Origin of the sequence: Micromonospora sp. NPDC005215 (assembly GCF_040607915.1) — a bacterium.
Taxonomy (GTDB): Bacteria; Actinomycetota; Actinomycetes; order Mycobacteriales; family Micromonosporaceae; genus Micromonospora.
In genome coordinates this window covers 132,413-157,688 of sequence record NZ_JBEXHQ010000005.1, presented here as the reverse complement: position 1 = coordinate 157,688, position 25,276 = coordinate 132,413, and the positions used below count along the sequence as shown (strand labels likewise).

The following is a 25,276-nucleotide window of genomic DNA, read 5'->3' as shown; positions in this document are numbered from 1 at the left end:
CAGTTGCCCGCTAGCTTTGCTGGCTCCCGCAATGCCAGACGTATTACAAAAAGTGTCTCCCTGGTCCGCGAAACTGTCAATCGATGTTTCACAATGGATATGACGGCGTGAGCGGCAGATCAGCTCCGTATGACGGGGGGACGGAGGAACCTGGCCAGGCGCCTGCCACAATCGGATCTACCATCGAGCGGTCTTCCCCGATCTGCGCCGGAGCGTCGTGTGGTCAGCCCCTTCAACATCGACGAGATCTTCCCGGACCTAGCGGACGGCTCCACCCAACTGCCCCGCAGACAGTCAGGCAGTTCGCCCCAGGGCTTGGCCGTGACGTTGCTGGCCGACTACACGATTCAGGGCCGCACCTGGCTACCCTCCGCCGCCCTCGTGGCGCTGCTGGCCGAATCGGGCGTCAACACGGCCGGGGCCCGGACCGCAATCAGCCGCCTGGCCCGCCGCGGGGTACTGGAGATCAGCCGTCAGGGACGGCACAGCTTCTACCGCTTGACCCAGCCCGCCGCCGATGACCTCGCGCGCGGCGCACGCCGGATCGCAGCCTTCGTCGCGCAGGCCGAGGCGTGGGACGGCTGGTGGACACTTGTCGCGTTCTCCCTGCCGCAGGAGGCAAGCGCCGAGCGACGCGCCCTCCGCGGACAGCTTCGATGGCTCGGGTACGCGCCCCTGTACGACGGACTGTGGGTGTCACCGCACAATTTCGGCCACACGCCCAGAGCGAAGCTCTCCGCGATCGCGCTCGGCGCGACGACCGTGTTCCGCGCACGGCACGTGGAGATCGAGGCGGTCACCCATCGGATACCGATCGACGCCTGGGACACCGCCGCACTCGTCCACGATTACGACTCCTTCATCCGACGCTGGAAGGCCCTGTTGACAGGTGTCCAGACCGGAGACGTCACGGGGGCGGCGGCGGTACGGGCGCGTACCGAGGTGATGGATGCCTACCGGCGCTTCCCCATCCTGGACCCGCTGCTGCCGATCGAGTTGATGCCCGCGGGATGGCCCAGGATGGACGCGCGAGCGGTGTTCGTCGCGGTCTACGACGGCCTCGCCGAGCCCGCGCAGGAGCACGTGCGTGCCGTAGCCCACCGGTACGCCACCAGCCCGCAACCCGACATCCGGGCACACCGCGTCGACCAGCTGGGGGACCTCTGGGCCGATCGCGAGACCGCCCATCTTGCTGCGGCGCTCGAGGACAGTGACGTCAACAGCTGATCGGATCGCGCGGGGCGGTCTGCCGGCAGGGCCAGCGTGGAATCGGTCTTTCATTCAGTGAAAGCTCCGGTCCTCATCGCGAACCCCGCACGGGATGATTCGGCTCCATCGGCGATCGTCTGGCTGGAGGTTCGGTCTCGTGGCCTTCGCGCGTAACCAGTGGTATGTGGCGGCCTACGGCAGTGAGGTCGGACGTGGCCTGCTCGCCCGTACGGTGCTCGGTGAGCCGCTTGTGCTGTACCGCACCGAGGCGGGGGAGGCGGTGGCGCTCGCCGACCGGTGCGTACACCGGCGCTATCCGCTGTCGGAGAGCCGCCTCGACGGCGACACGATCGTGTGCGGCTACCACGGCTTCACCTACGACCCGACCGGCGCGTGTGTCTTCGTGCCGGGTCAGCAGCGCATCCCGCGCACCGCGCGGGTCGCCTCGTACCCGGTGGTGGAACAGGACTCCTTCATCTGGGTCTGGATCGGTGACCGGGACCGGGCCGACCCGGCCGCGATTCCCCGCGCGCCCTGGCTGGCCGACCCGCGGTACGCGGTGGTGCGCGGCATGGCGCCGTTGAACGCGCGGTACGGCCTGCTTGTGGACAACCTCCTGGACCTGTCCCACGAGACCTATCTACACGGTGGCTACATCGGCACGCCGGAGGTGGCGAACACCCCGATCACCACGGAGGTGGACGAGGACCTGGGCATCGTCTACGTCAGTCGGCACATGGACGACGCCGAGTGCCCGCCGTTCTACGCGCGCTCGACCGGGATACAGGGCCGAATCACCCGGTGGCAGGACATCGAGTACCGCCCACCCTGCCTCTACCTCCTGCACAGCCGGATCGCGCCGCAGGGCGTCCTTCCGCCGGCCGAGGGCGAGGACAGCGGAGCGTTCCACGCCGAGATCGTGTACGCCATCACCCCGTCGACCGAGCACACCACCTACGACTTCTGGGCCGTGGCGCGCGACTTCGCGATCGACGACGAGTCGGTCAGCGAGTACCTCCACCACAGCAACCACACAGTGGTCATGCAGGACGTGCAGGCGCTCAACGTCCTGGAGCAGGTGATCGCGGCCGAGCCGGACCGGTACCAGGAACTGAGCATCAACATCGACACCGGTGGCCTGGCCGCCCGGCGGCTGCTGGCCCGGATGGTCGGCTCGGGGACGGTGGGAGCGGCGCGGTGAGTTCCCGAGCTGGCGTGCTCACCGGGAACCGGGTCTACCGGATCCACTGGGTGCCGGGCACCGACACCCTGCGCGGGATCTGCCACTGCGGCGCGGAGCGCCTCGCCGAGGAGCCGGTTGAGCTGTGGGAGTGGCTACTCGCCCACCCGCAGGGCCATCAGGCCACTGCCGTAACGGCTACCGGTCCGCCGGGGCGACTGGCGGTGCTGGCGTGACCGGGGACGATCTGGTCGGTGTGGAACTGGTGGTCGCGGCCCGGGAACAGGTCGCGGCCGAGATCGTCGCCATCAGCCTGTGCCGACCGGGCGGCGGCCACCTACCGGAGTGGACGCCGGGCGCGCACGTCGACCTGGAGTTGGACGCCGGGCTGGTACGCCAGTACTCCCTCTGCGGTGACCCGGCGGACCGGTTCGCCCTGCGGATCGCTGTGCAGCGCGAAACGAACGGGCGCGGCGGCTCCCGGCTGGCGCACGAGCGGCTCACCGTAGGCGCCGCCGTCCGGGTGACCGGACCCCGCAACACCTTCCGGCTGGTCGCGGCACGGCGTTACCTCTTCGTCGCCGGCGGCATCGGCATCACTCCGATCAGACCGATGGTCGCCGCCGCCGACGCCGCAGGCGCCGATTGGCGGCTGGTGTACGGGGGCCGCAGTCGATCCACGATGGCCTTCGCCGCCTCCCTGCGGGAGAAGTACGGCGACCGGGTGAGCCTGCACCCGCAGGACGAGAACGGGTTGCTCGACCTGGCCGGGCTGCTGGGCCGGCCCGGCGCCGGACTCGTCTACTGCTGCGGCCCGGATGCACTGGTCAAGGCGGTCGAGGCGCACTGTCGTGGCTGGCCGCCCGGCTGCCTGCACGTCGAGCGCTTCACACCGTCAGGCGACATCGGCGGCGAGGAGACGGCGATCGAGGTCGAGCTCGCGCTCTCCGGACGGACGGTGAACGTGCCACCGGGCACGTCGATCCTGCGGGCGGTGGAGGACGCCGGGGTGCCGGTCCTCTCGTCCTGCCGGGAGGGCACCTGCGGTACCTGCGAGACCCCGGTGCTTGCCGGCGTGCCGGAGCATCGCGACAGTCTGCTCACCGAGCAGGAGCGGGCCGCCGGCGACGCCATGATGATCTGTGTTTCCCGGGCCCGCACGCCCCGGCTGGTACTCGAGCTGTGACCGGCCGGCGCAGGCGGGGAATGATGGCGGGGTGCGCGGGCAACCGGGTCGGTCGGTGACGAGCAAGGTGCTGGCGCTGCTCGACGCGTTCAGCCCGGCCAGTCCGGCGATGACCCTGAGCGAGCTGGCCCGGCGCGCCGGGCTGCCGCTGCCCACCGTGTACCGGCGGGCAGCGGAACTCGTCGCGTGGGGGGCGCTGGAGCGCGGCGACGACGGGCGGTACCGGATCGGTCTGCGGCTGTGGGAGGTGGGCTCGCTCGCTCCGAGGGGTCTGGGACTGCGGGAAGTGGCCCTCCCGGTGATGGAGGACCTGTACGAGGTGACCCACGAGAACGTCCAGCTCGCCGTCCGGCAGGACCTCGAACTCGTCTTCATCGAACGGATCGCCGGGCGGGACGCGGTGCCCGTGCTCACCCGGGTGGGTGGCCGCTTCGCGCTCCACGCCACCGGCGTCGGGCTGGTGCTGCTCGCACACGCGCCCATCGAGGTGCAGGAGCAGGTGCTGGCCGCGCCACTGGAGCGCTACACCGACCTGACCATCACCGACCCGGGGCGGCTGCGGCGCTGCCTCGCCCACGTGCGCCAGCTGGGGTATGCGGTCAGCGACCGGCAGGTCACGATGGACGCCCTTTCGGTGGCTGCGCCGATCCGCGCACCGGAGGGTGTGGTGGCGGCGATCTCGCTGGTGGTCGCTCACGACCGGGCGGACCCGGGAGCGCTGGCCCCGCTGGTCCAGGCTGCGGGGCGGGTGCTGTCCCGGGCGCTGGGCAGCTCACCCCGCGGGTCCAGCTGCTGATTCGCGCCACCGGTGCCGGTGATCGGGCGCTGCCCGCTCGCCGCGTCAGTCCGGGAAGGCCAGCAGTCGCAGCAGTCGGGCCAGCCGCTCGTGGTCCTGCGGCGTCACGATGGCCAGCAGGCCGAGCTCCACGGCGCGCGCCGACTCCTGGGCGCGGGTGAACAGCGCCCGGCCGGCGTCGGTGGCGACGAGGACGTTGGCGCGGCGGTCGGCGGGGTCGGCGCGACGCTCGACCAGGTGGCGCTTCTCCAGCCCGTCGATGAGGGCGACGACCTGGCTCGGATCGAGACGGAGGAACTCGGCGAGCTCCCGCTGGGTGGGGCGGACGTCGTCGGCGGCCAGGGCGAGCACCGAATAGGAGCGTGCCTTCAGCCCGTGCTCGGCGAGGGCGGCGTTCGCCGCGGCGAGCGTGAGCGCGTTGGCGCGGGCCAGCAGGAAGCTCAGGTCCCCGGCGAGCACGCTGTCCCGCAGCCGGTCGCGTCCGGTCGGCCGGGTCCGTTCGACAGGGGACATGGCGACGATGGTAGCAAGCATCCTAAATAATTGACATTCTCAACGGTTCGTGCTCAGATCGCATCGACGAAAGGGAGTGCCCATGTCACTGGACGGCAAAGTCGCCATCGTCACCGGATCGGGACGGGGTCTCGGCCTCGCCTACGCCCAGGAGTTGGCGCGGCGCGGCGCGTCCGTCGTGGTCAACGACATCGACGCCCAGGTCACCGCCGACGCCGTGGCGGCGATCCAGGCGTCCGGCGGCCGGGCCGTCGCGGTGGTCGCACCGGTCGGCCCGACCGAGACCGCGAAGGAGTTGGTCAGCACAGCGGTCGAACACTTCGGGCGGCTGGACATCCTCGTCACCAACGCCGGCGTCCTGCGCGACACCGTGCTGTGGAAGATGAGCGACGACGACTTCGACACCGTCGTCAACGTGCACCTGCGCGGCACGTTCACCACTGTGCGTGCGGCGGTGCAGCACATGCGGCAGGCCGGCGAGGGTGGGCGGATCATCTGCGTCGGTTCACCCACCGGACAGCGGGGCACCTTCGGCCAGACCAACTACGCCGCCGCAAAGGCGGGCATCGTCGGCATGGTCAGAACCTGGGCGCTCGAGCTCACCCGGGCCGGCATCACCGCCAACACCGTCGTTCCGGTCGCCGCGACCGCGATGACCGCCACCGTCCCCTACTTCGCCGCGGCGGTGCGGGCCGAGGCGAACGGTGAGCAGATGCCGGCGTTCTTCCGGCACGACCTCGGGTTCGGCACGGCGGACGACGTAGCCGGGCTGATCGCGTTCCTCGGCTCCGACGCGGCGGGCTCCGTGAGCGGGCAGGTGATCGGGGTGGGCGGCGACCGCCTCCAGATCTGGACCCACCCGGAGGCGGCGCTGACCGCTCACCGCGAGGGCGGCTGGACGTACGACGCGCTGGTGGAGACCTGGCCGACGACGTTCGCCGGAGCCGCGCAGAGTGTTGGTGAACGCTTCCCGGACCTTCCCGACGAATTCCAGCCCGCGACCCCCTGACCCGCCCGACGAAGGCTGCCGCCCATGTACCAGCCCGCGATCGACCTCGACGCAGTAACGGCGATCGACATGCACGTGCACATCGAGGTCGACCACCACGGTCACGCCTCACTGCCGGAACCGCTCGTGGCGGCGGTGTCGACGTACTTCAAGACCGACGGGCCACGGCCCGCGGTCGGCGCGGTGGCGCAGTACTACCGCGAGCGGGACATGGCCGCCGTCGTCTTCACAGTGGACGCGCGAACCCAACTGAAGCACCGGCCGCTGTCCAGCACCGACATCGCCCGCGCGGCGGCCGAGTACGCCGACGTGCTCATCCCCTTCGGTTCGGTTGACCCGCGCACCGGCGAAGCGGCCCTCGAACTCGCCGCCCGGCTGATCGACGAGGAGGGCGTACGCGGCTTCAAGTTCCATCCCACAGTGCAGGGGTTCGACCCCAGCCGCGACGAGTACGCGCCGCTGTGGGGCCTCCTCGAGCGGGCCAGGGTCCCGGCGCTCTTCCACACCGGGCAGACCGGCATCGGCGCGGGTACGCCGGGCGGCTACGGCCTGCGGCTCGGCCTGTCGAATCCGATGTTGCTCGACCCGATCGCGGCCGACTTTCCCGACCTGCAGATCATCATGGCCCACCCGTCGGTGCCCTGGCAGGACGAGGCGCTGTCGGTGGCCACGCACAAGCACAACACCTGGATCGACCTGTCCGGCTGGAGCCCGAAGTACTTCCCGACCGAGCTGGTGCGCCACGCCAACACTGTGTTGAAACGACGGGTGCTGTTCGGCACCGACTACCCCCTGCTCACCCCCGATCGCTGGCTGCGCGACGTGGCAGCCACCGACCTCAAACCGGACGTGCTCCCGGGCATCCTGAAGGACAACGCGGTCCGGCTGTTGGGCCTTGCCCGGTGACGACGAGAGGCAGCGCAATGACGACGACCACCAGCTACGACCGGCTCGCCGACCTCGCCGGCGCCGATCTCGGTCATACCGGCTACCGGACGGTCACCCAGGACCAGGTGAACCTGTTCGCGGACGCCACAGATGACCACCAGTGGATCCACGTCGACCCCGGGCGGGCGAAGACCGGTCCGTTCGGCGCGCCGATCGCGCACGGCTTCCTCACCCTGTCGATGGCAGTTCCCTTCTGGACCGAGCTGCTCGAGGTCAAGGGCGTGGCCACGAAGGTGAACTACGGCCTCGACAGGGTGCGCTTCCCCGCGCCGGTCGTGGTTGGGTCGCGGGTGCGCATGCAGGCCACTGTCGTCGAGGTCGTCGAGGTGCGCGGCGGCTACCAGCTCGCCGTCGACCAGACGATCGAGATCGAGGGCGGGACCAAGCCCGCTGTGGTCGCGCGCGGGCTGTACCGCTTCTACGCCTGAACCCCGGGGTCCGCCGAGCCGGGTGAGCACACCACCTCCACCACCAGGAGACTGATGATGCAGCAGCACGGAATTGGCGCCTGGCTGGCCAAGCGCCGGCTCAAGTCCCCGGACAAGGTCGCCCTCATCCACGGCGACCGGTCGACCATGACGTACGGTCAGTTCGCCGACGCCGCGGACCGGATCTCGGCGCTGTTGCGGGAGCGGGGTGTCGGCAAGGGTGACGCCGTCGCCTACCTCGGCGAGAACAGCCCGGAGTTTCTCCAGGTGATGTTCGGGGCGGCACAGGTCGGTGCCGTCTTCGTGCCGGTCAACACCCGGCTCGCACCACCCGAGATCGCCTACGTTCTCACGGACTGCGACGCGCGGGTGCTGATCCACGACCCGGATCTCGCGGTGCCGGTGACCTCCGCCGTGCCGGCCGCCGGGACCCCGTTCGTCATCGTCACCGGCGAGGGCGCCGCGGACCGGCCGGGTCTTGCCCACCTGGCGCGGGACGCCGTCGCCGGGTGCACCGGCCCTGCCGACACCGGCCACCGGGATCCGGCGGCGATCGTCTACACCTCGGGCACGACCGGCAGGGCCAAGGGTGCCGTGCTGACCCACGGGAACCTCACCTGGGTCGCGCTCAACTGTGTTGTCGACTACGACGTCGTCTCGACCGACGTCGCGCTCATGATCTCGCCACTGTTCCACGTCGCCTCCCTCGGGATGGGTGCCCTGCCGGTCATCCTCAAGGGCGCCACGATGGTCATCGAGAAGGGCTTCGACCCGGGCCGCGCGCTCGCGCAGATCGAGCGGCACGGGGTCACCATGCTCAGCGGCGTGCCGACCACCTACCAGCTGATGGCCGACCATCCCGCCTGGGCCTCGACCGACCTGTCGACGCTGGCGAAGCTCACCTGCGGAGGTTCGGCGGTGCCGGCCCGCATCCTCGACGCGTACGAGGCGCGGGGCCTGTCGTTCTCGCAGGGGTACGGCATGACCGAGGCCGCGCCGGGCGCGACAGCGCTGCCGCCGTCGCTGACCCGCAGCAAGCAGGGCAGCGTCGGTCTGCCGCACTTCTTCACCGACGTGCGGATCACCGACGGGACAGGTGCCGTGGTGCCCACCGGCGCTGTCGGTGAGATCGAGGTGGCCGGGCCCAACATCTTCCCCGGCTACCACGGGCTCCCGGAGGCGACCGCCGAGGCGTTCACTGTCGACGGGTGGTTCCGCTCCGGCGATCTGGGCCACCTGGACGCCGACGGCTGCCTCTACATCTCCGGCCGCCTCAAGGACATGATCATCTCGGGGGGCGAGAACATCTATCCCCTCGAACTCGAGCAGCTGCTCAGCGAGATCGAAGGGGTGACGTCGGCGGCGGTCATCGGCGTACCGGACGAGCGCTGGGGGGAGGTGCCGTGGGCGATCGTGACCGTACGGGAGGGGGTGTCCGTGGACACCGACACCGTGCGGGCGTGCCTCGACGGCAGGATTGCGCGCTACAAGCTGCCGAAGAACGTCGTCATCGTGGACGAGTTGCCGCGGACCGCGTCGGGGAAGGTGCGGAAGGCCGATCTGAAGGCCCGCTTCGGCGCCTAGCCGCGGGGCGGGCCGCCACGAGTTCGGCGAACTCCGCAGTGGACGCCTCTGCCAACTTCTCGTGCATCCGGCGGTAGGTCTCGGCCGACCGGCTGGCTGGCCATTCCGCGTCCATGAACTCGGCCGGCAGCCTCGGGTCGGCGCGCAGCAGCGCGAGCCAGTCCGCCACGAGCATCGTCCGCACGGTCAGGGCGCTCGGCGCCATCGCCGTCGCGGCCGGGTCGTCCCACACGTCGATGAACGCGAGGTGCTCGCGCCGGATCGCCTCGATGTCCCACGCGGCGCGCACGCTGTCACCGATCGGGAACCCGGCGAGTTCGCGGGCGTGGAAGGCGACCACGGCGTTGGGCGCGAGGTCCTGCCGCAGCGGCTCCAACGACCCGGCGAGGTCCACCTCGCCGGGCGCCAGCCAGAGCCCGTCCCGGATCGGCGCGAAGCCCTCCCAGGTGAGGGTCGAGCGCAGCCGGTGTCGCAGCATCCGCTGACCCTCCGGGATCGAGAAGGTGACAAGGGTCCACCCGCTGCCCTGTGGGTCGAACGGCCGCGGCCCGCGAACGCGGTACGTGGCCTCGCGCAGCACCGCCACGCCGTGTTCGGTCAACGAGAACAAGGTCTCCCGACCACTCCTGCTGCGAGCGAGGATGCCGCTCTGCACGAGGCGGTCGAGGGTCGCGCGGGTGGCCGGCGCGGCGACGTCCGCGCCTTCCAGAACGGTGATCAGAGCGCTCGCCCGGATCGGTCCCGTGGCGCCATCGACGACGTGTTCCCCGAAGAAGGCGAGCAGCAGCTGCTTCGGCTGACGACTACCCACAGCCCTTCCCTTCGGCGAGTCCGTTCGTCCGGGCACCGCTCACGGCGCGGACCTCGGGGCTACGGCCTGCCCGCGCTTGGCTCGCTGGATCTGGTCGTAGACGTGCGTCCGCAGTGTGGTGAAACGGGGCAGGGCGCGGGTGGTGATCTGATCGCGCTCCGGCGGCAGGTCGATCGCAAGGTCCTCCTGGACCCAGGTCGGCGACGCGGACAATACTAGAACCCGCTGGCCCAGATACACCGACTCGTCGATGTCGTGGGTGACGAAGAGGACCGATATCCTGCGGCTGGTGTGCAGCTCGCGGACGAGGTCCTCCAGGTCGGCCCGGGTCTGCGCGTCCACCGCTGCGAACGGTTCGTCCATGATCAGGATCTCGGGCTGGTAGGCGAGAGCCCGCGCGATCGCCACCCGCTGCTGCATCCCGCCGGAGAGCTGCCACGGGTGGCTTCGCGCGACGTGCGCCAGGCCCACCGCATCGAGAGCGTCGGCGACCAGCTTGTCCCGGTCCGCTCGGGAGAGCTTCTTGTGCCGCAGCGGAAGCTCGACGTTGCCGTGCACCGTCAGCCACGGATAGAGGCTGCGACCGTACTCCTGGAACACGACGGCCATGGCGGGGCTGGGGCCGGTCACCGGCGAGCCGTCCATCTCGACCACACCGCTGGTGGGCCGCAGCAGGCCGGCGAGGCATTTCAGGAGAGTGGTCTTGCCGCAGCCGGACGGCCCGACGATGCAGACGAGTTCACCGGCGTCCATCGTGAAGCTGATGTCTCCGATCGCCTCGACGTTTCCCGTCGTGGACTCGTAGACCTTTCGTAGGCGCTCGACCCGCAGCAGGGTGCTCCGATCAGGCACGGTTGACCTCCCTGATTCCGTGGTACCAGCGCAGGACGCGCCGTTCGACGAGACCGAAAGCTACGGCGAGGACGACGCCGACGAGACCGAGCAGGAGGATGCCGCTCCACATCTCGGCGATGAGGTAGTTGCGCTGGAAGTAGGCGATCCGGTAGCCGAGCCCGGAGGACGAGGCGAACATCTCGGAGATGACCATCAGGATGAGCGCGACCGAGAGGGCCTGCCGAACCCCGGCCATGATGCGTGGGCTGGCGGCGGGGAGCACGAGGAACCAGAGTCGCTCCCACCAGGAGACCCGGAACGACTCCGCCGTCTCCTTCATGACGCTGTCCGTCGCCCGGACACCCTCGATCGTGTTCAGCAGGATCGGCCAGACCGCACCGGAGACGATCACGACCACCTTCATGGTGTCCGTGATGCCGAGCAGGAGCATGACCACCGGGATCAGCACCGGCGGCGGGATCGCCCGGAAGAACTCCAACAGCGGCTCGAGGAGTTCGCGCAACCACGGGGCCAGGCCGATGACGGTGCCGGCGGCGATACCGAGCACGATCGACGCGGCGACACCGAGGCCGAGGCGGTAGAGGCTCGGCACCACGTCGTCGACGAACGAGGGACCTACCCAGGTGTCCACGAACGCTTCGGAGATCGTCAACGGGTCGGGGAAGAACCGACTCGTCGCCCTCGTCGCCACCAGGCCCCAGACCACCAGGAGCAGCATCGGCAGCCCGAGGGCGTAGAGGAGGCTCGCCACGATGCGGGACCCGACACCCCGGCTGCGCGGCGTGCTGGCGATCCGGCCGGTGTACGCGGTCACAGCACCGTCTCCCCTCGCACGGACTGGTGCCAGGACAGCACCCGACGCTCGATGAACCGGAAGGCGATGTTCACAGTGAGGCCGAGCAGGCCGGTGACCACGACGAGGGCGTACAGGCCGACGGAGTCCCCGGCGGATCGGGACAGCTCGATCATGCGCCCGAGGCCGGGGTTGCCGATCACCATTTCCGCGGTGATGGCGAGGATGAGCGCGACCGCCGCCGCGAGCCGCAGGCCCGTCATGAGGTACGGCAGGGCGGTCGGCAGGACGAGATGCGTCAACTGCTCTCGGCGGAGCAGACCGAAGCTGCGAGCGGTGTCCCGGGCGACCGTGTCGATGTCGGCGACGCCGTAGATCACCTGTACGAACACCTGCCAGAACGACGCGTAGATGATGATGACGAGGGCGGCCTGCATCTGGATGCCGAACATCAGCACGGCGAGCGGAATGAGGGCGACCGACGGGATTGGTCGCAGAAACTCGACAGTCGTGTGGGTCGCGCGCCGGAGGAACGGCACCAGGCCGACGACAGTGCCGAGGGCGACGGCGGCCAACGTCGCCACCGTGAGACCGATCGCCCAGGACGTCATGGTGCTGCCCAGCCGCCGCCAGAACGCGAGGTCGACGATCTGCTCGAACAGCCGCGCCAGCACGTCCGTCACGTACGGCAGATACAGCGGGTTGACCAGGCCCAGCGTCGGGATCAGCTGCCAGACGACGAGGAACCCGGTCAGGCCGACGAGGCCCAGCATCGCTTTGCGTAACGCGCGCAGGCGTCGGGTGGGAAACACGGGCATGTCACTCCCGTCGTCAGGCGGGCGGCCAGGCCCTCCCCGGTCCGACGCTCAGGGAGGAGGGCGGGATCGCGCCAGTTACTGCTGGTGGATGAGACGGTCGAAGTTGGGTTGCTTGTCGAGCACCTTGTACTTCTGCGCGAGCTCGGCGAGCGTCTGCAGGCTCGACCGGTCGACCTCCCAACCGAACGCCGGGAGCCTCACCGACTCCGCCACGGGCGCGGGCAGCTCGAGATTGTCCTTGATGGCCTGCCGGAGCGCCGCCTCGTTGGCGGGAACCTTGGCCCACTCCAACGTCTTCTTCATCGCCGCCGTGAAGTCCTCGACCAGCTTGGCGTCCTTCTCCGTGCGTTCCTTTGTGGTGATCGTGGTGAGCGTGGTCAGGCCGGGCACCACCGCCTGGTAGGGCGCGACGATGAAGGTGTCGCCGCGGGCCTTCAGTTGCGTGACGAAGGGCTCCGGCACCCAGGCGGCGTCGATGTTGCCGGATTCGAGTTGGGCCGGTGCGTCCGGGAAGGCGACCTCGACGAACTTGATTTTCGACGGGTCGCCGCCGTCCTTCTCGACCGCCGCCATGATCGTCACGTCGCCGGCGGCGCCCAGGCTGTTGACCGAGACCCGCTTGCCCGCGAGGTCGGCCGGCCGCCTGATGCCGGATTTCGCCGAGGCCACCACGGCGTTGATGTCGTCGCCGTCGGCGTACGAGGAGGCGTAGTTGCCGATGATGACGACGCCGAGATCCCGCAGGTCGGCCCGGAACGGCCCGAAGGGCTGGCCGATCGCGAAGTCGATGTCGCCGTTCATGAGCGCGGGAATGGCCTGCGCGCCGCCCTGGGCGGGCAGCACCTCGACCTGGAGCCCGCGCTCGGCGAAGATCCCCGCCTTGATGCCGCCCCACAACGCGGCGGTTTCGGTGATGGGCAGCGCCGCGACCCGGACCTTGCGCAACTCGCCCGAGGTCTGTTCGGACGGCTTGGACGCGTCGGAGTCGGTACATCCGGTGAGGGCGATCGCGGTGGCGGCGATCAGCCCGAGAGCCATGACCTTCTTCATTGACGAGGCCCTTCCTGGGCGGGGTGGTGGGGTGGGGGCGCACGCCGCTGTGTTGGCCATGGTCAGTCACCCCGGCATCGAATGTCAAGAATTTCTGACGCCCGTCACGAATAGGTTAAACATCGTTCGGCGGCGCGGTCAGACGTCCGGCAGGCCCACGTAGTTCTCGGCCAGGCTGGTCGCGTAGGCACGGGAGGTGGCGACGTACCTCAGAGTCGCGGTCTGCAGCTTCGTCTCGTACGGGTCGTTGCGCTCCAGCCGGTGCAGCATGGAGGTCATCCACCAGGAGAAGTGCTGGGCGCGCCAGACCCGGCGCAGTGCCGTGGCCGAATAGCCCTCCAGCAGATCGGTGCGGCCCCCGTCGTACCACGCCGCGAAGGCGTCCCCGAGCAGCGCGACGTCGGCGAGGGCCAGGTTCATGCCCTTCGCACCGGTGGGCGGGACGATGTGCACGGCGTCCCCCGCCAGGAACAGCCGCTCCCACTGCATCGGCTCGACCACGAAGCTGCGCATCGGGGTAATGGACTTCTCCAGGATCGGCCCCTCGTTGAGCGACCAGCCCGGCACCGTCTCCAGTCGCGCCCGCAGCTCCGTCCAGATCCGCTCGTCCGGCCAGGCGGTGATGTCCTCGTCGGGCGCGACCTGCAGATAGAGCCGGGAGATGTCCGCCGAGCGCATGCTGTAGAGGGCGAAACCACGGTCGTGGTTGGCGTAGATGAGCTCCTCCACCGCCGGCGCGGCCGCGGCGAGGACGCCCAACCAGGCGAAGGGGTACGTCCGCTCGTAGGTGGTCAGCACCCCCTCGGGTACCGCGCCGCGGCTCACCCCGTGGAACCCGTCGCAGCCGGCCACGAAGTCGCAGTGCAACTCCTCCTCGCGGCCGTCGCGTCGAAAGTGGATGACCGGTGAGTCTGAGTCGAGGCCGTCCAGGCGGACCGCGTCGGCCTCGAACAGGATCGAGCCGCCGGCCGCGAGCCGGGCGGCGATCAAGTCTTTGACCACCTCCTGCTGTCCGTAGACGGTGATCGCCCGCCCCGTCAGATCCGTCATCGGCACCCGGTGCGACTCCCCGGCGAAGCGCAGCTCGATGCCCTCGTGCCGCAGCCCTTCCCGTCGCAGCCGTTCACCGAGGCCCGTGCGGCAGAGCAGGTCGACCGAGCCCTGTTCGAGGACGCCCGCCCGGAGTCGGTGCTCGACGTGGTCGCGGCTGCGGCTCTCCAGCACCACGGTCTCGATACCGCGCAGGTGCAGCAGGTGCGACAGCATGAGTCCGGCCGGCCCGGCGCCGACGATGCCGACCTGGGTACGCATCCCCGGCATCCTCCTCTCCTTCAGATGTCAGGTCGTGACGTCGAGCAGTGTCATGGCGGTCCTCCTGGGGGCGTGGGGCTTCCGCTCGGAAGGGGCTCGAAGTGTTCGCCTATCGAACGACCGTTCTCTATTTGAACGTTGGCACGTGGCCCGGCTCGCGTCAACGCGTCGCACCGACTTTCCGCAGTCGTTGACGGATACCATCGCCGGCCGTACGTTCGACATGAGTACGGCAGTCCGCACAGCGAACAGCCGGCGATGCCCAGGTTCTCGCAGGAGACAGGGAGACTCGTGGCGACGCTCGTCTCGCTTGCCGACGGTGTGGCGGACCTGGTCCGTGACGGTGCCGTGGTGGCCCTGGAAGGGTTCACCCACCTCATCCCGTTCGCCGCCGGCCACGAGATCATCCGCCAGGGACGGCAGGATCTGACCCTGGTGCGGATGACCCCTGACGTCATCTACGACCAGCTCATCGGCGCCGGGTGTGCCCGTCGTCTGGTGTTCTCCTGGGGCGGCAACCCGGGTGTGGGATCGCTGCACCGCTTCCGGGACGCCGTGCAGCACGCCTGGCCGCGTCCGCTCGAGCTGGAGGAGCACAGTCACGCGGGCATGGCGAACCGTTACGTGGCCGGGGCGTCCGGGCTGCCGTTCGCCGTCCTGCGTGGCTACACCGGCACCGATCTGCCAGCGCGCACGGACAACGTCCGGCCGATCACCTGCCCCTTCACCGGCGAGATCCTCACCGCGGTCTCCGCTCTGCGTCCCGACGTGACAGTGGTGCACGCGCAGCGCGCCGACCGGGCCGGCAACGTGCAGATGTGGGGCATCACCGGGGTGCAGAAGGAGGCGGTGCTCGCCGCACACCGTTCGCTGGTCACCGTCGAGGAGATCGTGGACGAGCTGCATCCCGTACCCGGGCAGGTCGTCCTGCCCGGATGGGCGGTCAGCGCGGTGGCCGAGGTGCCCGGTGGCGCGCACCCCTCCTACGCCCACGGCTACTCGGTACGGGACAACGACTTCTACCGGGCCTGGGACGCCGTCAGCCGGAACCGCGACACCTTCCGCGCCTGGCTGGACCAGCACGTGCACCGGGCCGGGGCGGCGGCGTGAGCGAGCGCGGCGAGCGAGGGAACGCGATGGCGGACTGGACCGCTGACGAGATGATGACCGTAGCCGCCGCGCGGCAACTGCGCGACGGTGCCGCCTGCTTCGTCGGGATCGGGCTGCCCAGCACCGCGGCGAACCTCGCCCGGGCCACCCACGCCCCGAACCTGGTCCTCGTCTACGAGTCCGGCTGCCTCGGCGCCAAGCCGGATCGGCTGCCGCTGTCCATTGGCGACGGTGTCCTCGCCGACACAGCCGACGCGGTGGTGTCGGTGCCCGAGGTGTTCAACTACTGGCTCCAGCCCGGCCGGATCGACGTGGGCTTCCTCGGCGCGGCGCAGCTCGACCGGTACGGCAACATCAACACCACGGTCGTCGGTGGCGACTACGACGCCCCGAAGGTCCGCCTGCCCGGCGCCGGCGGTGCTCCGGAGATCGCCGCCTCCTGCGGCGAGGTCGTGGTGATCGTCCGGCAGAACCTCCGAACGTTCACCGAACGGGTCGACTTCATCACCTCGGTCGGGTACGGGACCGGCCCGGGCGACCGGGAGCGACTCGGCCTGCGCGGCGGCGGCCCCCGAGTGGTGATCACCGACCTCGGCGTCCTCGAACCCGACCCGATCACCTGCGAACTCACGCTGACCCGCCTGCACCCCGGCGTGACGCGGGCGCAGGCGCGGGCGGCCACCGGCTGGGACCTTGTCCTCGCCGAGGGGCTGACCACGGGTGAGCCACCGGCGGCACGGGAACTCGCGGTGCTGCGGGCACTGGAGGCGACGAAGTCCGACGGGAGACGACAGTGACCACTCAGGACACCCAGGCCAGCAGCGGGCTGGTGCTACCGCGGTACCGCCGCGACGACGTCGACGTCCACCCACCCCTGCTCAGCCCCGGCTACAAGTCGACAGTGGCGCGGTCGCCGCGACACCCACTGATCCACCTGCCGCAGCGGCTGACCGAGGTCACCGGGCCGTTGCTGGGGGAGGGGCGGCTCGGCGCGCTCGACCACGACCTGACCCGCCAGCACGACGGGGAGCCGCAGGGACAGCGGATCATCGTGCACGGCCGGGTCCGCGACGGCGACGGCCGGCCGGTACCCCGCACGCTGGTCGAGATCTGGCAGGCCAACGCCGCCGGACGGTACCGCGAAGCGAGGGACACCTGGCCGGCGCCGCTCGACCCCAACTTCGAAGGGGTGGGGCGGGCGCTCACCGACGACCAGGGGCGGTACCGCTTCGTCACAGTGCAACCCGGCGCCTACCCCTGGCGGAACCACGACAACGCCTGGCGGCCGGCGCACATCCACTTCTCCCTCTTCGGCCGCGCGTTCACCCAGCGGCTGGTGACGCAGATGTACTTCCCGGGTGACCCGCTCTTCTTCCAGGATCCGATCTTCAATTCGGTCCCCGATCCGAACGCCCGGCAACTGATGATCGCCCGCTACGACCACGCCGCCACGGTGCCGGAATGGGCGCTGGCGTACGAGTTCGACGTCGTGCTGCGGGGCCGGGAGAGCACTCCCTTCGAGGACGAGGACGACGATGAGTGAGCAACTGGGCGTCACGCCCGCGCAGACGGTCGGACCGTACCTGCGCATCGGCCTGCACTGGCCCGACGGCCCGTACGTCGTGTCCGAGACCACGCCGGGCGCGTTCTGGATCAGGGGTCGGATCTTCGACGGCACCGGGACGCCGGTGGTCGACGCGATGGTGGAGAGCTGGCAGGCCGACCCGGACGGCCGGTTCGACCACCCGGACGACCCTCGGGGTGCCCGGCCGCCTGCGCTCGCGGGCTTTCGCGGATTCGGGCGTAGCGAGACCGACGGGCAGGGGTGGTACCGGCTGCTGACCGTCAAGCCGGGTCCGCTGCCCGAGCCGGACGGCGGCACCGAAGCTCCCCACCTGACTCTGTCGGTCTTCGGGCGAGGGCTGCTGCACCGCCTCCTCACCCGGCTCTACTTTCCCGACGAGCCGGCGCTGAACGCCGCCGACGCCGTGCTGCTGAGCGTCGACGCCGACCGCCGCGAGACGCTGCTGGCGAGTCCCGCGCCGGACGGACTCCGCTTCGACATTCATTTGCAGGGAGACCATGAGACTGTCTTCTTCGCCCTCTGAGGGCCTGCTCGGCGGTCTCTCCGGCGTCCCGGACGTCGACGCCGAACTCAGCGACCGGTCCCTGCTCCAGGCGATGCTCGACGCGGAGGCCGCGCTCGCCCGGGCCGCGGCGGACGTTGGCATCCTGCCCGCACCGGCGGCCGGCGCGATCGTCGAGCAGTGCCACGCCGAGCGGTACGGCCCGGTGGCGCTCGGCCGGGCGGCCGAGGCCGCGGGCAACCCCGTCGTCCCGTTCGTGCGCGAGTTGACCGCCGCCGTGCCCGAGCATGCCCGCGCGTGGGTGCATCTCGGAGCGACCAGCCACCTCGTCACCCGAGCCGCCGCCGAACCGTCGTTCCGTGCCGCGCTGCTCGCCGACACCGAGATCCGCGCTCACCTGTCCGAGGCGGAGGTCGACGAGGCGCTCGACCCGTACCGGTGGCTCGGGTCGGCCGACTGGTTCGTCGACCGGGCGCTGGCCTCCGTTCGGGGAGCGGGGACGTGATCTCCCGGCTGCACACCACAGTGGACGGTCCGACCTCCGCGCCGGTACTGCTGCTCGGTGGTTCCCTCGGCACCACCGCTGCGATGTGGGAACCCCAGGTCCCGGCGCTCGCCGAACGGTTCCGGGTCGTCCGGTACGACCACCTGGGTCACGGCCGCTCGGCGGTGCCGGCCGGGCCGTACACGCTGGACCTGCTGGGCCGGGAGGTGCTGCGAACGCTGGATGACCTCGGCGTGGAGCGGTTCCACTACGCGGGGCTCTCCCTCGGTGGCATGGTGGGCATGTGGCTCGCCGCGCACGCGCCCGACCGGGTGCGGCGGCTGGCGCTGCTGTGCACGTCGGCGTCGCTGGGCCCGCCCGAGCAGTGGCGGCAACGAGCGGCGACGGTACGCGCCGTCGGTCTGTCGCCGATCGCCGACGCGGTGGTGGCCCGCTGGTTCACTCCGGCCTTCGCCGCGGCCCGGCCGGACGTGGTCGCCGGTTACCGCGCCATGCTGACCGCGACATCCCCCGCCGGATACGCCGCCTGCTGCGAGGCGATAGCCACGATGGACCTGCGCCCCGACCTCGACCGGGTCGCCGCGCCGACGCTTGTCATCGCCGGAGCCGACGACCCGGCGACGCCGGTTGAGTACGCCCGCGAGATCGTCGGGCGGATTCCGCGGGCCCGGCTCGCCGTGGTTGGTGCGGCGGCACACCTGGCCAACGTCGAGCAACCCGAGCAGGTGTGCCGGCTCCTGCGGGAACACTTCGACGAGGAACGTGGTGACGGATGAACGACCACGAGCGGCACGAGGCAGGCATGACGGTACGTCGACAGGTGCTGGGTGACGGCCACGTCGACCACGCGATCGCCGGCACGGATGAGTTCACCGCCGACTTCCAGAACTTCATCACCCGCTATGCGTGGGGGGAGGTGTGGAGCCGGCCGGGCCTCGACCGGCGTACCCGTAGCTGTGTAACCCTCGCCGTGCTCGCCACCCTGCACCAGGACGAGGAACTGGCGATGCATGTCCGAGCCGCGTTGCGCAACGGACTGAGCCCGGAGGAGGTGATGGAGATCCTGCTCCACGTCGGCGTCTACGCTGGCGTACCGGCGGCGAACCGGGCGTTCCGGGTAGCCCGGGAGACCTTGCGGCAGGAGGCCGGGTGAGCGTGGAGGCGGCGAGATCGCCGGAGTTCGTCCAGTCGCTGGAGCGCGGACTCGCGGTGATCCGGGCGTTCGATGGCGACCATGCGCAGCTCACGCTCAGTGAGGTGGCCCGGAGGGCCGGGCTGACCCGGGCCGCAGCGCGCCGGTTCCTGCTCACCCTTGTCGAGCTGGGTTACGTGCACAGCGACGGCCGGCTCTTCTCGCTGCGGGCGCGGATCCTCGAACTCGGCTACGCGTACCTGTCGAGCCTGAGCCTGCCCGAGGTCGCGCAGCGGCACATGGAGGCGCTGGTCGCGGAGGTGCACGAGTCGTGCTCGGTGTCGGTGCTCGACGGTGACGAGGTGGTCTACGTCGCCCGCGTTCCCACCAAGCGGATCATGACGGTGGGGATCAGCGTCGGCACCCGGTTCCCCGCGTATGCCACGTCCATGGGACGGGTGCTGCTCGCCGCGCAACCAGCGGACTGGTTGGACGACTATCTGGGCAAGGCGGAGCTGCGGCAGTTGACCCGGCGCACCGTCACCGACCCGGTGAAGCTGCGCACCGTCCTGACGAAGATCGCCGCCCAGGGGTACGCGATTGTGGACCAGGAGTTGGAGGAGGGGCTGCGTTCCCTGGCCGCGCCGATCCATTGTGAGAACGGGTCAGTGATCGCGGCTGTGAACGTCTCCGCGCACGCCACCCGAGGGTCGTTCGAGGTGATCCGCCGGGAGTTGCTCCCGCCGTTGCTGGCTGCTGCGAAGCGGATCGAGGAGGATGTCCGGGGTGGCCTGAGCCGAACATCGACGGCAGGCGTCCTGTCCGCAGGCCGTGAGTAACCCGCAACAAGAGGATCAGCAGAGCATACGGTTTCGCCCCGAGAACATTCTTGTCACCTTATTCTGACTCTGTACCCGGTCGCCTAAGGCCGGGTCCGAGACGAGGGAATTGAGACCTTGAATGAATCTGAGGGCGCCGACAAGGGCCCCATGGCAGGCAGTGGGTCGTTTGACTTCTTTGTTGTCAATATCTCCAGTGAGGCGCTGACGGGCAACGTCACCTGGACCGGCGGCAGCAGGTCCGAGAGCCTGGACGTCGACGGCCTGGCACCCGCCGCCATGTCGCAGCAACAGTCCTTCTCGCCGCAGTCGGGCGTGAACGACTACTGGCAGTGGTCGGAAAAGGGCGACAAATACAAACTCAACGTGTACGACAAAGACCGCTACGCCGCTGTGCTTATCAGCGACTACGGCATCGGTGTTCTGCTAACCAACACCAGCCCTGGCACCTGGGCCTGGTGACGCGGAGCACCACCAGGCCAGAGCTTGGGGTTCGACTGGAAGAACCACACCCGCGCCTGCTCCACACGATCATGTTCCCACCTGCCCTCGATGCGCTCAATGCCGCGCATGCCGAAGACGGCATCAGTTCAGGTCGCTGGCCCTCATGGCACCCAGCCTCGGGTCCTGAACCCGCACCGGCGAGCACGGTGACAGGCCTGCCGTGTGTTGTGTTGCTCTATCCCAGGTCGGCATGGTCGAGCTGCGCGCGGAGCGAAGCAGCGAGTTCGTCCTGCTGTCGCTCGTTGACGCGTTGGCCATCCGACGCGGCCAGGTAGGCGAAAATGCGCGGGCCGCGCCGGTCGTCAGGGAGATCAGGCATTCGTGGCACCACGTGGAAGTGGACGTGGGCGAAGCCCTCCTTCTCTGCGAACTGCACCACGTAGGTCTTCACGCATCCGGTCACGGTCCGCAGGGCTCGGGAGAGCCGGACCTGCCAGGTGCCGAGGCTGGCCGCTTCGGCGTCGGTCAGGTCGGCGATCGAGACCACGTGCCGGCGCGGGACGAGTACCAGCCATCCCGGCAGAGCCGTGTCGAAGGCATGGGCGATCCGCCAGTGGTCGTCGGCGGCGACGAGTTCGCGTGGCGGCAGGGCGCCGATCTGCTGGTTGTGGTGGCAGGTGTAGCAGTCCATGTTCGAACACTAGGGCGCTGCCCCGTTCCCTTGGGCTGGTGATGGCGACGAGAGTCTCGGCCGTTACCTGCCAACGCGCCGGGACCGCGTCGTTCGCGTTGACCGGCGAGATCGACTCGCCCTATGCCGCCGCGGGGCACATCCTGCCGTACTCCTCGTCGAAGGCGGCACTGAACATGATCACGGTGCGCTATGCGCAGGCGTTTCAGCGCACCGCCGGCTACGAGCAGATCAAAATCAACTCGGCGTCACCCGGTCACGTCGCCACCGACCTCACCCACCACGGCAGTTCGCGGACCCCCGCCGAGGGCGCCCGGATCATCGTGCGCCTGGCGACGCTGGCCGCCGACGGCCCGAACGGCGGCTGCTTCAGCGACGCCGGCGCCCAGCCCTGGTAACCGCAACGGCGACGCACCGAGAGGTACGAGGAGACCGCCGTGATCTCGGCAGATGGTGCGAGTCCCTCGGGCGTCCGGGTGGCCCGGGTCGACGAGGTCGACCTCCACCTGCCCACTCTGGACTCGCGGGGCGACCGGCTCGCGGTGCGGCTGGGTCGGGGCGGGCACCGACTAGCGGGTGAGGGCAGTCACCGTCGATGAGACCGCCGCTTCGAATACCGCCTCGTCCAGCGGCTCCGCGATGGCGGTCAGTTGCACCACCACCAGGTTGTGACCGAGCCGGACCAAGCCGAACAGGGTCGTACCGGTGATCCTGCTCGAACCACTGCCGGCCGCGAGGTCGTACCGCACCCGCCAGGACTCCTCTCCCACCTGACGAGCCGGATGGGCGCTCACGGTGAACCGCACCGGGGAGCCCCCGGGGGCGGTGGCGGTGAACCGGCGGCACGCGGCGCGAGCGGCCTCGGCCTCATCGAGAAGAGTGTCGGGCACGGGGTGGGCGTACGAGGTGACGATCACGATGACGGTCGACTGCCTGATGCTGTTCGGTGACTTCCTGGTGGCAAAGCCGCGAGTCTCGTCGACCCGTTCGTCCGACTCGACCCGGCGCAGATAGTCGTCAGTGGCCAACTCCTGGCAGGCCGCCGGGTCGACGACGCTGCGGGAGTCCGGGTTGTCCTGCTGCTGCGGCTTCCAGAACGCTGGCAGTGCCGCCCGGACTGCGCTGGCGGCGGCGCCCGCCTCCGCGACGGTGAGCAACCGGCCAGGGTCAGCCTCGGTCCGGGTACCCGGCGAGGCGGTGGCGCTCGGCCCGACGGTGGTCGGTGACGGCACCTGCACGACCGCCGGCGCGGTGGTTGCCGGCGCCCCTGTCGGCAGCAGCACCGGCCCGCCGGGCAGCCCGATGACCGCGGCGCCCCCGACCAGGAGCGCTGCCGTGACCGGACCCACCGCCGGCCACACCCGTGGTCGGCTGCCGGCCCGGCCGGTCAGCCATCCGGGCGGGCCAGGTCGTCGTCCGAGCCGTCCGGCGAGTGCGGAGAGCCCGAGCAGGACGGGAATCGTGAGCACCGCGAGGTAGAGCCACCAGATCACCGGCACACCGACATACAGCCGGAGCACTGTCGCGTCCCCGGTACGACCGGAAAGCAACTGGTGCACGAACTGGGAGGTGCCGGTCAGCGCCGCGACACCCGCCCCGGCAACAAGGGCCCTGCCCACACCGGGGTCACCGCGTCCGATGGCGAGCACCACGAGTGCCGCCCACCCGGCCAGGGCGCAGATCCACCCTCGTTGCTGAAGGAGGGCGAGCGCGGCGTCCAGCGTGGCCGGTGGGTTCCGGAGCGACTGGGCCGATGCGAGGCTCGCACCGACCAACCCGGTTACCGCCACGACGGACAGGACGGCGCGGGTGGCGAGCCGACGCCAGCCGATCAGGGCCACGACCGCCGTCGGCAGTGCCAGGCCCAGCCACGGCCACGGTGCGTCGGGCAGCGCGTAGACCAGCCAGGCGCGTACCGGCGCCGGCCGTTCCAGGCCGCTGGCGATGAACTGTAACGGCCAGTAGATCGCCGTGACGGTCGCGGCGGCCGCCAGATAGGTGAACCCTCTCCGGAGTACGGTGAACCGGTCCGGACCCCACCGGGTCGCCAGCCCGGCCAGCACGGTGCAGGCGGTGACGGCGACCACGCCGGCCAGTGCGACCACGATCGCGAACCGCAGAATGATGCCGAGGCTGGCGGTGCCGGTGGGGAACGACACGCCGCTACCGGCCGTCCCGGTGGGGAAGAGGGAGCCGCCCACGGCGAGACCGGCGGCGGCAGCGACGACGGGGAGCCAACGTCGCGACGGTGCACCGGTGAGTGCCCTGCGATGCAGCGCGGGGGTCAGCCCGAACCCGAGCAGCACACCAACCAGGCCGGCCGGCAGCACGGAGAGATCCCGGTCGAGGGCCATCGCGTTCGCCGCCTGGGCAGCCGCCCCCGCGACGATCGCCGTCACCGCCCCGGTCACCGCGGCCTGCATCGGACCATCAACCGACACCGGCTGCCCGCCACGCAGCGCGGCGGCCCGCCGCTGCGGCGTCGGGTGCCGGGCGAACAGTTGGCGTAGCCGCCCGGGGTGGTGCGGTCGGGCCGCGGCAGCGGCCTCCAGGAGCCGGACCAGCGCGGTGGGGTCGCCGGTCCGGTTGGCCTGCTGATCCGCCTCGTGTTCGCGCAGTCGCAACACCAGCGCCCGCAGCAGGGCGCTCAGCAGCACCACCACCAGCGCCCGGCCGGCTGTGACGACCGGGATCTCGGTCAGCCCCTCCCTGCGGATCTCGGAGACACTGGCCACCACCACCGCCGGTACGACCAGCCACAGCAGACCACGCACGGCCGAGACCCACCGGACGTCGCGACCCCGCACATGCGCCAACTCGTGCTGAACAACCGGGTCGAACCGCGCCGGATCGCGGTAACCCACCGCCACCGCGGCCGGCAGCACCACGAGTGGCCGGCCGCCGGGCCGGACGGTGGTGAACGCCTGCCGCACCGACGGTCCCGCCACGACCAGTTCGGGCCGGTGTCGACCGTGCAGCCCGTGCCGATCGCAGAGCTCGGCAAACCGTTGCTCGGCACCGGCGATGGTGTCCGGGAGTTGGTGGCGGCGCAGCCGCCACCGATCGACCACCGGGGTCAGTGCCATGATCAGGGCAAGCCCGGCCACCAGCAGGACGCCGCCGGCGAGCATCACCAACCCGCGTACCCGGGCGGGGTCGGACATGCAGGTCAGAAACTGCATCGTCCGGGTGGCGTCGAATTCGGCGGGGATGCTCGGATCGACGTCATAGGCCCTGGAGCACCGGACCATCGCCTGCCCGTAGGGCTGCGCCAGTGGACGGTGACCGAAGAAGAACACGGTGCCCAGCGCGACACCAACGCCACCCACCACACCGACGACCTGCAGATAGAGCCAGAGCAGTGGAGTGGGCGGTCCGTCCGGTCTGCGGACCGCCGGAACAGCCGGCGGCTGCCCGTCGGTGTGGGTCACTCCGGCGCGGGTACGCGGTGGTGCAGGGCACCCACCGCCGCGTCGGCAAGCAGTGCCGCCTGCTGCTCGGTGAGCCCGAGGATGACACCGTGGCGCCGACACGCCTCGCGTAGAGCGGTGGCCTGCGCATCGCTCAGGGTCAACCGATCCCCGTCGATGACCGGCTGGAGCACATCGTCGCCCGACTCGACCGCTGCCGGTGCCGTCGATCGACGTCGTCGGCTGCGCCACCAACCGGCGCCAACCGCTGTCGCGCCGGTCACGAGAATGTCGCTCAGACCCGACGTGACGGCCTGCAGGGCGATCTCGCTGACCAGGACCGCGTCGATGCCGAACCCGATCGTTGCGCCGGGTGCCGGTCGGCCCCGCGGTGATGACCCGTCCCGCCGCCACGCCTCGGCGACCGAGGCGAAGCACGCCAGTTCCTCGGGAGCGAGCCGAGCCACCCCGGCGCGGGCGGCGGCCTCGATGAGGCCCGGCAACTGCGCGTACGTGTCGACCATGCCACCCTCCAGCGAGTAGGCATCAGGATACGCAACGTCCGCC

30 protein-coding genes are annotated in these 25,276 nt (G+C 70.3%); 20 read left to right on the top strand and 10 right to left on the bottom strand.

What is annotated here, in order from left to right:
- The first annotated feature begins 219 nt into the window (after nt 1-219).
- The 5 genes from ABZU25_RS07005 (at nt 220) to ABZU25_RS06985 (ending at nt 4,371) form a co-directional block, all read left to right on the top strand.
- On the top strand, nt 220-1,227 hold the full coding sequence (locus tag ABZU25_RS07005) for a PaaX family transcriptional regulator C-terminal domain-containing protein (protein WP_355028399.1): 1,008 nt from the start codon (nt 220-222) through the stop codon (nt 1,225-1,227).
- Nucleotides 1,228-1,366: 139 nt separating this feature from the next.
- Nucleotides 1,367-2,410, top strand: a complete 1,044-nt coding sequence (locus tag ABZU25_RS07000) for an aromatic ring-hydroxylating dioxygenase subunit alpha (protein ID WP_355028398.1) — start codon at nt 1,367-1,369, stop codon at nt 2,408-2,410.
- Nucleotides 2,407-2,625 carry a hypothetical protein gene (locus ABZU25_RS06995; RefSeq protein ID WP_355028397.1) on the top strand — a complete coding sequence of 73 codons (219 nt, stop codon included), beginning with the start codon at nt 2,407-2,409 and terminating at the stop codon, nt 2,623-2,625. The genes ABZU25_RS07000 and ABZU25_RS06995 overlap by 4 nt, the downstream gene beginning before the upstream one ends.
- Nucleotides 2,622-3,575, top strand: coding sequence for a PDR/VanB family oxidoreductase (locus ABZU25_RS06990; RefSeq protein ID WP_355028396.1), 954 nt, complete (start codon nt 2,622-2,624; stop codon nt 3,573-3,575). Before ABZU25_RS06995 ends, ABZU25_RS06990 begins: the two co-directional genes overlap by 4 nt.
- Nucleotides 3,576-3,630: 55 nt before the next feature.
- Nucleotides 3,631-4,371 carry an IclR family transcriptional regulator gene (locus ABZU25_RS06985; RefSeq protein ID WP_355028395.1) on the top strand — a complete coding sequence of 247 codons (741 nt, stop codon included), beginning with the start codon at nt 3,631-3,633 and terminating at the stop codon, nt 4,369-4,371.
- Nucleotides 4,372-4,416: 45 nt separating this feature from the next.
- On the opposite strand, the gene ABZU25_RS06980 is transcribed toward ABZU25_RS06985, so the two are convergent.
- Nucleotides 4,417-4,884 (bottom strand): MarR family winged helix-turn-helix transcriptional regulator, encoded by a 468-nt coding sequence (locus ABZU25_RS06980; protein WP_355028394.1) that lies wholly within the window; start codon nt 4,882-4,884, stop codon nt 4,417-4,419.
- An 82-nt stretch (nt 4,885-4,966) separates the two neighbouring features.
- On the opposite strand from ABZU25_RS06980, the gene ABZU25_RS06975 reads away from it, so the two are divergent.
- The 4 genes from ABZU25_RS06975 to ABZU25_RS06960 are packed head-to-tail and all read left to right on the top strand — an operon-like array spanning nt 4,967 to nt 8,853.
- A complete protein-coding gene (locus ABZU25_RS06975) occupies nt 4,967-5,893 on the top strand; it encodes an SDR family NAD(P)-dependent oxidoreductase (protein WP_355028393.1) in 927 nt (308 codons plus the stop codon).
- A gap of 24 nt (nt 5,894-5,917) precedes the next feature.
- A complete protein-coding gene (locus ABZU25_RS06970; RefSeq protein ID WP_355028392.1) occupies nt 5,918-6,799 on the top strand; it encodes an amidohydrolase family protein in 882 nt (293 codons plus the stop codon).
- Nucleotides 6,800-6,816: 17 nt separating this feature from the next.
- The gene (locus ABZU25_RS06965) at nt 6,817-7,269 is read left to right on the top strand and encodes a MaoC family dehydratase (RefSeq protein ID WP_355028391.1); all 453 of its coding nucleotides are present in this window, start codon (nt 6,817-6,819) and stop codon (nt 7,267-7,269) included.
- Between the two features lie 54 nt (nt 7,270-7,323).
- Nucleotides 7,324-8,853 carry a long-chain fatty acid--CoA ligase gene (locus ABZU25_RS06960; protein ID WP_355028390.1) on the top strand — a complete coding sequence of 510 codons (1,530 nt, stop codon included), beginning with the start codon at nt 7,324-7,326 and terminating at the stop codon, nt 8,851-8,853.
- On the opposite strand, the gene ABZU25_RS06955 is transcribed toward ABZU25_RS06960, so the two are convergent.
- The 6 genes from ABZU25_RS06955 to pobA form a co-directional block, all read right to left on the bottom strand.
- Complete coding sequence (locus ABZU25_RS06955) at nt 8,777-9,664, bottom strand: PaaX family transcriptional regulator C-terminal domain-containing protein (protein ID WP_355028389.1); 888 nt, start codon at nt 9,662-9,664, stop codon at nt 8,777-8,779. The genes ABZU25_RS06960 and ABZU25_RS06955 overlap by 77 nt on opposite strands.
- Nucleotides 9,665-9,703: 39 nt before the next feature.
- The gene (locus tag ABZU25_RS06950; RefSeq protein ID WP_355028388.1) at nt 9,704-10,516 is read right to left on the bottom strand and encodes an ABC transporter ATP-binding protein; all 813 of its coding nucleotides are present in this window, start codon (nt 10,514-10,516) and stop codon (nt 9,704-9,706) included.
- On the bottom strand, nt 10,509-11,333 hold the full coding sequence (locus ABZU25_RS06945) for an ABC transporter permease (protein WP_355028387.1): 825 nt from the start codon (nt 11,331-11,333) through the stop codon (nt 10,509-10,511). The genes ABZU25_RS06950 and ABZU25_RS06945 overlap by 8 nt, the downstream gene beginning before the upstream one ends.
- Entirely contained in the window at nt 11,330-12,130 is an 801-nt protein-coding gene (locus tag ABZU25_RS06940) for an ABC transporter permease (protein ID WP_355028386.1), read from the bottom strand. Before ABZU25_RS06940 ends, ABZU25_RS06945 begins: the two co-directional genes overlap by 4 nt.
- Before the next feature lie 75 nt (nt 12,131-12,205).
- The gene (locus tag ABZU25_RS06935) at nt 12,206-13,180 is read right to left on the bottom strand and encodes an ABC transporter substrate-binding protein (RefSeq protein WP_355028385.1); all 975 of its coding nucleotides are present in this window, start codon (nt 13,178-13,180) and stop codon (nt 12,206-12,208) included.
- 138 nt (nt 13,181-13,318) lie between these two features.
- On the bottom strand, nt 13,319-14,500 hold the full coding sequence (gene pobA, locus ABZU25_RS06930; RefSeq protein WP_355028384.1) for a 4-hydroxybenzoate 3-monooxygenase: 1,182 nt from the start codon (nt 14,498-14,500) through the stop codon (nt 13,319-13,321).
- Nucleotides 14,501-14,782: 282 nt separating this feature from the next.
- Between pobA and ABZU25_RS06925 the strand changes: the two genes are divergently transcribed.
- From ABZU25_RS06925 to ABZU25_RS06885, 9 genes are all read left to right on the top strand, one after another.
- Nucleotides 14,783-15,601 carry a CoA-transferase gene (locus ABZU25_RS06925; RefSeq protein ID WP_355028383.1) on the top strand — a complete coding sequence of 273 codons (819 nt, stop codon included), beginning with the start codon at nt 14,783-14,785 and terminating at the stop codon, nt 15,599-15,601.
- Between the two features lie 26 nt (nt 15,602-15,627).
- Complete coding sequence (locus ABZU25_RS06920) at nt 15,628-16,398, top strand: CoA-transferase (RefSeq protein ID WP_355028382.1); 771 nt, start codon at nt 15,628-15,630, stop codon at nt 16,396-16,398.
- Nucleotides 16,395-17,144: a protocatechuate 3,4-dioxygenase subunit beta gene (gene pcaH / locus ABZU25_RS06915; RefSeq protein WP_355028381.1), complete on the top strand. Its 750-nt coding sequence runs from the start codon at nt 16,395-16,397 to the stop codon at nt 17,142-17,144. Before ABZU25_RS06920 ends, pcaH begins: the two co-directional genes overlap by 4 nt.
- Complete coding sequence (gene pcaG, locus ABZU25_RS06910) at nt 17,137-17,709, top strand: protocatechuate 3,4-dioxygenase subunit alpha (RefSeq protein ID WP_355028380.1); 573 nt, start codon at nt 17,137-17,139, stop codon at nt 17,707-17,709. Before pcaH ends, pcaG begins: the two co-directional genes overlap by 8 nt.
- The gene (locus ABZU25_RS06905; RefSeq protein ID WP_355028379.1) at nt 17,684-18,193 is read left to right on the top strand and encodes a hypothetical protein; all 510 of its coding nucleotides are present in this window, start codon (nt 17,684-17,686) and stop codon (nt 18,191-18,193) included. Before pcaG ends, ABZU25_RS06905 begins: the two co-directional genes overlap by 26 nt.
- Entirely contained in the window at nt 18,190-18,969 is a 780-nt protein-coding gene (gene pcaD, locus ABZU25_RS06900; protein WP_355028378.1) for a 3-oxoadipate enol-lactonase, read from the top strand. Before ABZU25_RS06905 ends, pcaD begins: the two co-directional genes overlap by 4 nt.
- A complete protein-coding gene (pcaC, locus tag ABZU25_RS06895) occupies nt 18,966-19,346 on the top strand; it encodes a 4-carboxymuconolactone decarboxylase (RefSeq protein WP_355028377.1) in 381 nt (126 codons plus the stop codon). The genes pcaD and pcaC overlap by 4 nt, the downstream gene beginning before the upstream one ends.
- Nucleotides 19,343-20,164 (top strand): IclR family transcriptional regulator C-terminal domain-containing protein, encoded by an 822-nt coding sequence (locus ABZU25_RS06890; RefSeq protein WP_355028376.1) that lies wholly within the window; start codon nt 19,343-19,345, stop codon nt 20,162-20,164. The genes pcaC and ABZU25_RS06890 overlap by 4 nt, the downstream gene beginning before the upstream one ends.
- 117 nt (nt 20,165-20,281) lie before the next feature.
- A complete protein-coding gene (locus ABZU25_RS06885; protein ID WP_355028375.1) occupies nt 20,282-20,626 on the top strand; it encodes a hypothetical protein in 345 nt (114 codons plus the stop codon).
- Nucleotides 20,627-20,843: 217 nt separating this feature from the next.
- Here ABZU25_RS06885 and ABZU25_RS06880 read toward each other — a convergent pair whose 3' ends face one another.
- On the bottom strand, nt 20,844-21,299 hold the full coding sequence (locus ABZU25_RS06880) for an HIT family protein (RefSeq protein ID WP_355028374.1): 456 nt from the start codon (nt 21,297-21,299) through the stop codon (nt 20,844-20,846).
- 38 nt (nt 21,300-21,337) lie between these two features.
- Here ABZU25_RS06880 and ABZU25_RS06875 point away from each other — a divergent pair, with 38 nt between their 5' ends.
- Nucleotides 21,338-21,697 carry a hypothetical protein gene (locus tag ABZU25_RS06875; RefSeq protein WP_355028373.1) on the top strand — a complete coding sequence of 120 codons (360 nt, stop codon included), beginning with the start codon at nt 21,338-21,340 and terminating at the stop codon, nt 21,695-21,697.
- 39 nt (nt 21,698-21,736) lie between these two features.
- Nucleotides 21,737-21,898, top strand: a complete 162-nt coding sequence (locus ABZU25_RS06870) for a hypothetical protein (RefSeq protein ID WP_355028372.1) — start codon at nt 21,737-21,739, stop codon at nt 21,896-21,898.
- Here the strand turns inward: ABZU25_RS06870 and ABZU25_RS06865 are convergent.
- Nucleotides 21,869-24,730 carry a M48 family metalloprotease gene (locus ABZU25_RS06865; RefSeq protein WP_355028371.1) on the bottom strand — a complete coding sequence of 954 codons (2,862 nt, stop codon included), beginning with the start codon at nt 24,728-24,730 and terminating at the stop codon, nt 21,869-21,871. The genes ABZU25_RS06870 and ABZU25_RS06865 overlap by 30 nt on opposite strands.
- A complete protein-coding gene (locus ABZU25_RS06860) occupies nt 24,727-25,233 on the bottom strand; it encodes a hypothetical protein (RefSeq protein ID WP_355028370.1) in 507 nt (168 codons plus the stop codon). Before ABZU25_RS06860 ends, ABZU25_RS06865 begins: the two co-directional genes overlap by 4 nt.
- Between the last annotated feature and the right edge of the window lie 43 nt (nt 25,234-25,276).